This window comes from Bacillus sp. JJ1474 (assembly GCF_036965225.1).
GTDB lineage: Bacteria > Bacillota > Bacilli > Bacillales > Cytobacillaceae > Cytobacillus.
In genome coordinates this window covers 37,598-46,102 of sequence record NZ_JBALPC010000035.1, presented here as the reverse complement: position 1 = coordinate 46,102, position 8,505 = coordinate 37,598, and the positions used below count along the sequence as shown (strand labels likewise).

Below are 8,505 nucleotides of genomic sequence, written 5' to 3'. Positions count from 1 at the left end.
AGGTTCGACTGAATTATGTTCTTGGAGATATTTACCTCATACGAAAATCTAAAGGCAATTGTGATATCTATCGGGATTTTTTTGCTATTTCTTCTTTTTAGGAAAATTTTCGTAAAATACGTTTTTGCATTTTTGGTAAGGATAGGGAGAATAGCGCCTGGTGAATTTTTATCCCAAATTCTTATAGCCTTTGAAAAACCTGCTCAGTGGCTATTTATTATTACAGGGCTTTACTTTTCTGTGCAGTATTTTCCTTATTTCAATCATGCAAATCCATTATTTTTAAAAATTATCAGATCATCGATTATATTGATTATTAGCTGGGGGTTGCTTAATCTTTCTTCGTCCTCTTCATTGCTTTTTAAAAAGATAAATGCCTCTAAATATAATATTGAATTTGATGAAATTCTGATTCCGTTTTTATCTAAGGCATTGCAATTTTTGATTGTGGCGATCAGTATAAGCGTGATTGCCCAGGAGTTTAATTACGATGTCAATGGCTTTGTTGCGGGGTTAGGCTTAGGTGGATTAGCCTTTGCATTAGCTGCAAAGGATGCGATCGGTAATTTATTCGGCGGGATCATAATTATTACGGAAAAACCTTTTTCAATAGGTGATTGGATTAAGACAAACAGTGTGGAAGGAATTGTAGAGGATATAAGCTTTAGAAGTACAAAGGTACGGACCTTTGCCCAGGCGCTTGTGACTGTTCCTAATGCTACTTTGGCGAATGAGGCAATTATGAACTGGAGCAAAGCAGGGAAGAGGCAGATTACCTTTAATTTAAAGCTGCCACAGGATACTTCACAGGAAAAATTAAAATCTGTTGTCCAGCAAATTGAAAACTACCTAAAAAATAACCCGGATATTCATCAGGACACAATCTACGTTACCTTTGACCAATATAAGGAAATGGAGATCTTTATAAACTTTTTTACAGTTACAGTTGAATGGGGAGAGTATTTAAAAATCAAAGAAGTGTTCAATTACAAAATCATGGACATTCTCGAACAAGAGAAATCATTGGCGGAGAGCCAGGCATAATGGGAAAAAGTCTGTTTCATTTAGAAGCAGACTTTTTCAATATATCTATTTTTGGTTAGCAGTTAAAAATACTTCCTGTGCCGCTTTTATCCCAGCTCCTGGTTCAAAGGAGTAAGAGAAGTCTTGTAATGCGGCCTCCATTAAGGAAACGGCTTGGAGAACATCACTTGGGAAGCAATAGCCCATATGGCCGAACCTGAAAATTTCTCCTTGCAGGTGTCCAAGCCCGCCAGCAAAATCTAAATGGTACTTTTGCTTTAGGTGCTTAAGAAACTGTGCCAGATCCAGACCTTTAGGGGTGCGGATCGCCGTAATGGTTGGTGATGCATATTCATCGCTCGTTAATAGCTCTATGTTTAGCGCCTTCATGGCTTCACGAACCATATTTTTCATAAGCTCATGCCTGGCAACGGTTTGTGCAAATCCTCCTTCTTCTTCGATAAGGTCACAGACAGCAGCTAATCCATAAATAAGAGTAACCGCAGGAGTGTTAGGTGTCATGCCTTTTGCTGCCCAATCGCGATAGCTCAGTAAATTTAAGTAATATGCTGGGGTTTTATTATTCTCGATGACTTTCCAAGCTCTGTCGCTGACGCTTAAGAGAGCCAGTCCCGGCGGCAGCATCATTGCTTTTTGAGAACCTGTTACGAGTATATCAATGCCCCATTTATCCATTTCCGCTGGTGCTCCGCCAATACAGCTAACCCCATCAACGATAAAAAGTGCATCTGAGTGTGTACGAACTGCATTAGCTAGCTTTTCGATTGGGTTCAAAATACCTGTTGATGTTTCGTTGTATGTAGCAAAAACAGCTTTCACATCTTTCAAGGGCTTTAGGAATTCCGCTAGATCTTCCTCTGTACAAGCCTGGCCCCATTCTTTTTCAAGCTTATGCACATTAAATCCGTATTTTTCACAAATCGAAACGAAGTAGTCCCCGAATGCCCCAACTGTAATAACAACAACGTTTTCTCCAGCCGAGACCGTGTTAACTGCCGCAGCCTCTAAAGCAGCAGTACCACCAGACGGCAGCAGAAAAATATCTTGTTCCGTACCAAAAACTGTCTTCACACGATTGGTTGTTGTACGATATAACTGAACAAACTCTTCACTACGATGGCTAATGATATCTTCAGCCATGGCTAGTTGAACTTTTTTTGGAATAGGTGTAGGTCCTGGGTGCCTTAAAATGTTTTTATACATAATTTTCCCTCCAGTAAAGATTATTTATTGAGTATTTTAGCCTAAAGGCGCGAGGTTAACCACTATTATGATCACCTCTATTAAAGCTTATATTGTTACCATATTTCCAATTTTCTAATTATAATAGTACCATATTGGTAAAAGTTAGTTAAGGTTAAGAAATTTATTTAATAAAACAGGAGGGGTCTAATGGCTACAATAGATTTGCAGAAAAAAAGTGTAAAGATTGTGTTAGAAAAGAAGAATTTAACAACGGTAACCGCGCGAGTTGGTTTAGTTCTAGACATCACCGGATCAATGAGAACATTGTATAAAAATGGAACAGTGCAGAAGGTGGTTGAACGAATATTAGCGATTGCCTCACAGTTTGATGATGACGGAATGCTGGATGTTTGGGTGTATGATAATGAATTCTCAAGATTAAAGCCGGTAACGGAACGAGATTTTGATGGGTATGTTAATCGAATTATTTCGGAAAATGACTTGATCCATAAATTTGGCCGAAATGACGAACCTCCTGTTATGAAGGATGTAATAAAAAAATATATCGATGAAGAACCGAGCATGGATCCAGCCTTTATTGTCTTTATTAATGATGGCGGCTGTAAGAAAACGATCAAGCCCATTATTGAAAGCTCTGCAAAACATCCGGTATTCTGGCAGTTTGTTGGGATAGGAAATGGGAATTTTGACTTTCTAAAGCAAATTGATTCAATGGAAGGCCGTATTGTGGATAACGCTAATTTCCTGCATATTGAGGAAATTGATAAAATGTCTGATGATCAACTCTATTATTCACTATTAAATGAGTTTCCAAGCTGGCTGAAGGAAGCGAAGGAAAAAGGTATTTTGGTAGATAATCGCACAGAGCCGCAGTTAAATGAGCCAGTGCAAAAAGAGCCAGAAAAGAAGGGGTTTTGGAACAGGTTATTTAATAGGTAGATAGGGGTTCGTTTCATTGAATTTGAGCGGTTGGCTGACAAAGTGGTGGAATTGGCTGATAAAGTATCTTATTTGGCTGACAAATCCCTAAATTGGCTGACAAACAGGTCGAATTGGCTGACAAATGCTAAAATGCCAACCCAAACAAGTATCTGATAGCTGAATATAGTCAGCTTTAATATAAATTTTGCAAGAGTAGGTGATTTCTTGATGATTAAGGGTTTAAATCACTTTTTATTCTCGGTTTCAGATTTAGAAAAGTCTATTGAATTTTATCAGAAAGTTTTTGATGCCAAGCTATTAGTGAAGGGGAGAAACACTGCCTACTTTGATTTTAATGGAATGTGGCTGGCGTTAAATGTGGAGAAGGATATTCCTAGAAATGAAATAGCCCATTCCTATACGCATATTGCTTTTACCATTGAAGAAAAAGACTTCGAAGTTATGTATAAAAAATTAACAGAGCTAAACGTGAATATCCTTCCTAGTCGTCCAAGAGACGAAAAGGATAAGAAATCGATTTATTTTACAGATCCAGACGGTCATAAATTTGAGTTACATACAGGGACTTTGCAGGATAGATTGGAATATTACAAGAAAGAAAAAAGGCATATGGAATTTCTCTAAAATGAAATAGGGTGAGAGGAATGGATAAGGAACTTTTTAATGCTGTTGAGCAGTCGATTGAATATATGAAAAATCACTTGGAGGAAGAAATTACTTCAGAAGAGTTAGCTGCTAAATTCGGCTATAGTACTTATCATTTCTTAAGAGGTTTTAAGGAAGTGACAGGGGTAACACCTAGACATTTTTTATCTGCATTACGGATTGAGGCATGCAAGGAGATTTTATCAAGCCCATCGAACTCGATACTAAAATCTTTATTAAGCGTAGGCTATAAAAGTATTGGGTCTTTTAGTTCGCGTTTTAAACAATTTGTAGGACAATCCCCAAACCAATTTAAGACCAAATCTGATTTTTTATATCACTATATTCATCAATACAATGACAAGAGCGGTTATCCATCCCAACTAACAGTATCCTCAACAATCACTTGTCATATAAACTCACCCCTAACATTTAAAGGATTAATTTTTGTTGGACTGTTTCCACGCCCAATACCTGACCAAAGGCCGATTTTGGGAGGTGTTTTGAATAATGGAGGAACATATATTTTTTCCAAAGTTCCGGAAGGCACCTTTTTCATATTGGCTGCTGCCATTCATTGGAGCAAAAACCCGAAAGATTATTTCGTACTGAATAAATCACTGCGAGGGAAATTTGATCATGCAATTAAAGTTAAAAAAGAAACGATAGCGGAAGTAACTATTAATTTAAGAGAACCAATGCCTTATGACCCGCCTATTTTAATTAATTTGCCAATGCTTTTATTTGAAAATGAGCAATCTAGAAGAAATTAAATGATTAATTTTTCGGTAAAATGGTGTTTAAAGAAGGAGGAGATGTCATGTTAAATAAAGTTTGTGTGCTTACTGTTCGTGTCAAAAATCTTCAAGAGTCCGTTGGTTTTTATACTAATGTATTAGGTTTCGAGGTTTCAAAATATTATGGAGATAAGATTGTTAGTCTTAAACATGATGAAATACCAGTTGTGTTAGAGGAAGACGAGGAGGCTTATCAGGAGCCAAAGCAAAATGTACTATTAGGTGTACTGTCAAAGGATCTTGACAAGGATATCGCTGATTTTAAATCTAAAGGTGTGAAAATTTTGTTTGATGAACCAAGACCTTGCCCCCCTGGCCGTTACACGATCATTGAAGACCCTGTGGGGAACCAAATTGAAATTGTAGAATTTTCCGAGTGAGATAATGATTAATCATCAAACATACATAAAGGCTTCCTTAGATAAGGTTTATGAAACTTTAACTACGGCAGAGGGCTGGAATGCATGGTTTACAGATCATACAGTTTTACACTTGGATGAGAATGGGAAGGGATAATAACCTTAAGATGGTCCAACTACGGTGTAAATAAAGAGGATATTGAAGACGGCGGGGAAATTTTGGCTCCGTTCCGAATAGATTGTTTTCTTTCAATAGTCCCCTGGCAAAAATCCAACTACTGTAAAGTTTGAAATGCAGCCTTATCAAGAAGGAACACTTTTACTTTTAGAAGAGGCTGGCTATTCCACATCTTCCACCGATCTTTCAGCTTGTATAGGCTGTGCAGTTGGATGGGGAGAAGCACTGGCTTTGTTAAAGATGTACCTTGAGTATGGTATTGTGTGCAAAGAGGATTATCGCTTTTAGGTTGAGGGGGCTAGTAGATTGGTTTATGAAATAACGATTCAAATCAGAGTAAATGATTTCGAAAAAGGCCAAACATGGTACCAAACATTATTAAATAGGCAACCTGATTTTAGTCCTCATCAAGGCTTTGCCGAATGGGAGGTCATTCCCGGCTGTTGGCTGCAAGTGGCAGAAGGATTTCCTGCAGAGGGGAGCGGCCCGATCCGATTAGGTGTTTCAAATCTGGAAAAAGAAAGAGATAGATTAGTGAAGGAATTAAAAATAGAGGAATTTGAGATATTCGAAAGGGAAGGTGTTCCTGCTAAATGGGGGACCTTTCAAGACTCATGGGGAAACCAATTGGGCTTATTTGAGTATTTGGATGAGAATGAGAAGCAAGAAAAGATAAAATCGATCTTAGGTGATGTTTAGAAAATGAGCAAAAAACGAAGGGAAAACTAAAAGTCAGGACTCCAATTAATAGAAGTCCTGATTTTTCCTGTTCTAAATTTTGTTCAATTTTGAAAAAAGTTCAGATTAATTTACGCAATAATAAAATCCCCATCCCTTTCTCCATAAAAATACAACCGATGCAGTGGTCTTGTCATGGCCACATAAAGAAGCTTAATATCTAGTTCAGAGTCGCGACAGAATGATTCTTCAAGTGAAATTATGATAACAACGTCAAATTCCAACCCCTTTGCTAAAAAAGATGGAACAATCACAATTTCATCTTTCGGGATCTTTGCTTGTTCTGCGAGCAGTGTGACAGGTTCATCTGAATGCTTCTCGAAAAGCGAATAAAGAAGCTGACAATCTTTCATGGTTTTGCCGATGACCGCGAAAGTTTTATAGATTTCCTCTTTTAGACTAGTTACTTGCTCTTCAATTTGATGAACAAGTTCTTTTCCGATTTTTCTTTTTATAAACCTAGGCGGTTCTCCATGCCGGACAACGGGTTCAACTTTCGGAAAAGAGTAGGGAAGAAGCTTTAAAAGCTCGTTTGCTTTCTCCATAATCTCAACGGTTGTTCGGTAGCTTTTTTGCAATTCTGTGTAGGTAGCTCGCGGAAAAATGTCCTCTAAAACTCCATTCCACGATGTTAAGCCTCTATAGGAATGAATTCCTTGTGCAAGATCACCCACTAGCGTAAACATATCAGTATCAAGTGCTTTCTTAAGGGATAGCAGCTCCATGAAGCTGTAATCCTGTGCTTCGTCAATGACAATATTTTTGGCTTTAAACTCTTTTGGAATGCCAAAAAGGTTTACCTGCAAATAAAGCAACAGAGCAAGGTCTTCTCTTTCATATTTCTTTTTTGCAAAAAGGGTCTGGCTATACTCGCATAACAATTCTGCTTCCTGTTCGGAGAGACCGCCCTCGGCCCATTGGCAAAGCTTAATAGGATCATTAAAAAGCTCGTGATAATACTGTAGGAGCGTTTTTTTCGGAAACTTTTTCATATAGGCAGGGACAGCATTACGAATGGCCTTTCTGATTTCCTCAAGCCTTAGTGCTTTTTTGTCTAGTGCATAAGAAACATACTGTCTCCTTCTCTCCGGATCCTTTCCACGATAAAGAGCACTTTCTATCCGTTCATCATAAAAGGTTTCGATTTTGTTAATTAAGTTTTTCTTCTTTTTCGCCACGTCATTTTGCAAAACGGCCTTTAGTTTATCCAGCCTTTTAAAAAGAGGAAGATAGTTATAGTCGGTCTTAAAGAGATGAATAAACTTCTTGTAGCTGAATAGGCGAAATTTATCGATTACGAAATCTTCCGTAGGAAAAAATGTTTTATAAATACTTGTTAGGTAGTTGGATAAAATTACATGGAAAATGGGAGATCCCTTTGCTGATGAAATCCAAGCTGAAATTTGGGAATCCTTGCTTTCGGGCTCTTCCAGCAGCCGAACCAATTTATTATTATTGACCATATTAAGCTTTTGACCAAGGCATACTTGCACATATTCCTGATAAGTGGTTTGCCGAACTCTCTCAACACCTAGTTCAGGCAGCGCTTCAGATATGTAATCTATAAACAAGCGGCTTGGCGCTAAGATCATCAGCTGCTCTGGTGCAAAGTTTTCCTTGTACTGATAAATAAAATAACTGATCCGGTGGAGGGCAATCGTTGTTTTTCCGCTGCCGGCAGCCCCTTGAACAATAATAGGCTTGTTTAAGTCGGCCCGGATAATTCGATTTTGCTCTTCCTGTATCGTTGAGATAATTTCTGTAAGGCGGTTGCTTGAGCTTTTGGAAAGCGATTCTTGAAGTAATTCATCTGTCGTGGTTAAATCAATATCACGAATTTCTTCGAGCTTGCCTTCCTCAATCATAAATTGCCGCTTTAAAGATAAATAGCCGTTAAAGCTTTCCTCGTAGGAATCGTAATGAACCTCGCCAAGTCTGCCTTCATAATAAAGATTGGCAATCGGTGATCTCCAATCCACAATGATTTGCTCCTGATTTTCCCTTGAATATAAGGAAGTCTTTCCGATGTAGAGAATTTCCTCGTCTTTAAGATCCTGTCTTTGAAAATCAATTCTGGCAAAATAAGGTTTGTTTCGAGCGTTTTTTAAGCTTTTTAATTCATCACGAGACATTTCGAAAAATCTGGCATTCGTTAATAGTGAAGAATAGCTTAAGCTCGATTCCAGCCAGTCTACATCTTGGAAAGCCTCCTTCATGTTTTCTTGAAACTGGTCTTTACTTGATTCAGCGGTCTTGATGACGACATCCATATACTTTTTCGTAAAATCTAATCGTTGAATTTCTGCTGGAAAATCGGGGTGTTGTTGAGATGACATTCAATCTTCCTCCCATTTCATTTTCAGCCGCAATGGGGAAGTACGTTGGAGCATGAGTGATAAGAAATTTATATTATCAGAAAAATCCATAGGAAGCAATATTTTTCCAATGATTGCGATGATCGTAATTGGAAAGATCACAGTAACAAATAACGGAATTACGTAAAAAGAAAAGGTTGTTCATTTACCGAAGAAGGAAAAAGAGGAATCCCGCGGTAAAAGAAAGAGCTGTTCATTTACCGAAAAAGGAAAAAGAGGAA

The 8,505-nt window shown here is 37.9% G+C and carries 10 protein-coding genes; 8 read left to right on the top strand and 2 right to left on the bottom strand.

The features are described 5' to 3' along the window. Positions 1-327: 327 nt before the first annotated feature. Positions 328-1,044: a mechanosensitive ion channel family protein gene (locus V7164_RS05645; RefSeq protein ID WP_335353578.1), complete on the top strand. Its 717-nt coding sequence runs from the start codon at positions 328-330 to the stop codon at positions 1,042-1,044. 45 nt (positions 1,045-1,089) lie between these two features. Here the strand turns inward: V7164_RS05645 and V7164_RS05640 are convergent, their stop codons facing one another. Continuing rightward, positions 1,090-2,247, bottom strand: coding sequence for a pyridoxal-phosphate-dependent aminotransferase family protein (locus V7164_RS05640; RefSeq protein WP_335353577.1), 1,158 nt, complete (start codon positions 2,245-2,247; stop codon positions 1,090-1,092). A 189-nt stretch (positions 2,248-2,436) separates the two neighbouring features. Between V7164_RS05640 and V7164_RS05635 the strand changes: the two genes are divergently transcribed. The 7 genes from V7164_RS05635 to V7164_RS05605 all read left to right on the top strand — a co-directional run bounded on the left by V7164_RS05635 (position 2,437) and on the right by V7164_RS05605 (position 5,870). Then, complete coding sequence (locus V7164_RS05635) at positions 2,437-3,189, top strand: vWA domain-containing protein (protein ID WP_335353576.1); 753 nt, start codon at positions 2,437-2,439, stop codon at positions 3,187-3,189. Positions 3,190-3,399: 210 nt separating this feature from the next. After that, positions 3,400-3,816 carry a FosM family fosfomycin resistance protein gene (gene fosM / locus V7164_RS05630; RefSeq protein WP_438823996.1) on the top strand — a complete coding sequence of 139 codons (417 nt, stop codon included), beginning with the start codon at positions 3,400-3,402 and terminating at the stop codon, positions 3,814-3,816. 20 nt (positions 3,817-3,836) lie between these two features. Then, positions 3,837-4,610, top strand: coding sequence for a helix-turn-helix transcriptional regulator (locus V7164_RS05625; RefSeq protein ID WP_335348443.1), 774 nt, complete (start codon positions 3,837-3,839; stop codon positions 4,608-4,610). A 47-nt stretch (positions 4,611-4,657) separates the two neighbouring features. Further along, complete coding sequence (locus tag V7164_RS05620) at positions 4,658-5,014, top strand: VOC family protein (protein ID WP_335348444.1); 357 nt, start codon at positions 4,658-4,660, stop codon at positions 5,012-5,014. Positions 5,015-5,018: 4 nt separating this feature from the next. Further along, the gene (locus V7164_RS05615; protein ID WP_335348445.1) at positions 5,019-5,150 is read left to right on the top strand and encodes a hypothetical protein; all 132 of its coding nucleotides are present in this window, start codon (positions 5,019-5,021) and stop codon (positions 5,148-5,150) included. 135 nt (positions 5,151-5,285) lie between these two features. After that, on the top strand, positions 5,286-5,459 hold the full coding sequence (locus tag V7164_RS05610) for a hypothetical protein (RefSeq protein WP_335348446.1): 174 nt from the start codon (positions 5,286-5,288) through the stop codon (positions 5,457-5,459). 18 nt (positions 5,460-5,477) lie between these two features. Beyond that, positions 5,478-5,870, top strand: a complete 393-nt coding sequence (locus V7164_RS05605) for a VOC family protein (protein WP_335348447.1) — start codon at positions 5,478-5,480, stop codon at positions 5,868-5,870. 110 nt (positions 5,871-5,980) lie between these two features. Here the strand turns inward: V7164_RS05605 and helD are convergent, their stop codons facing one another. Then, on the bottom strand, positions 5,981-8,245 hold the full coding sequence (gene helD, locus V7164_RS05600) for an RNA polymerase recycling motor HelD (protein WP_335353574.1): 2,265 nt from the start codon (positions 8,243-8,245) through the stop codon (positions 5,981-5,983). Between the last annotated feature and the right edge of the window lie 260 nt (positions 8,246-8,505).

Coding starts and splice junctions, on each gene's coding strand:
- V7164_RS05640 (WP_335353577.1), bottom strand. CDS start 2,247: ATGTATAAAAACATTTTAAGGCACCCAGGACCTACACCTATTCCAAAA.
- V7164_RS05635 (WP_335353576.1), top strand. CDS start 2,437: ATGGCTACAATAGATTTGCAGAAAAAAAGTGTAAAGATTGTGTTAGAA.
- fosM (WP_438823996.1), top strand. CDS start 3,400: ATGATTAAGGGTTTAAATCACTTTTTATTCTCGGTTTCAGATTTAGAA.
- V7164_RS05625 (WP_335348443.1), top strand. CDS start 3,837: ATGGATAAGGAACTTTTTAATGCTGTTGAGCAGTCGATTGAATATATG.
- V7164_RS05620 (WP_335348444.1), top strand. CDS start 4,658: ATGTTAAATAAAGTTTGTGTGCTTACTGTTCGTGTCAAAAATCTTCAA.
- V7164_RS05615 (WP_335348445.1), top strand. CDS start 5,019: ATGATTAATCATCAAACATACATAAAGGCTTCCTTAGATAAGGTTTAT.
- V7164_RS05610 (WP_335348446.1), top strand. CDS start 5,286: ATGCAGCCTTATCAAGAAGGAACACTTTTACTTTTAGAAGAGGCTGGC.
- helD (WP_335353574.1), bottom strand. CDS start 8,245: ATGTCATCTCAACAACACCCCGATTTTCCAGCAGAAATTCAACGATTA.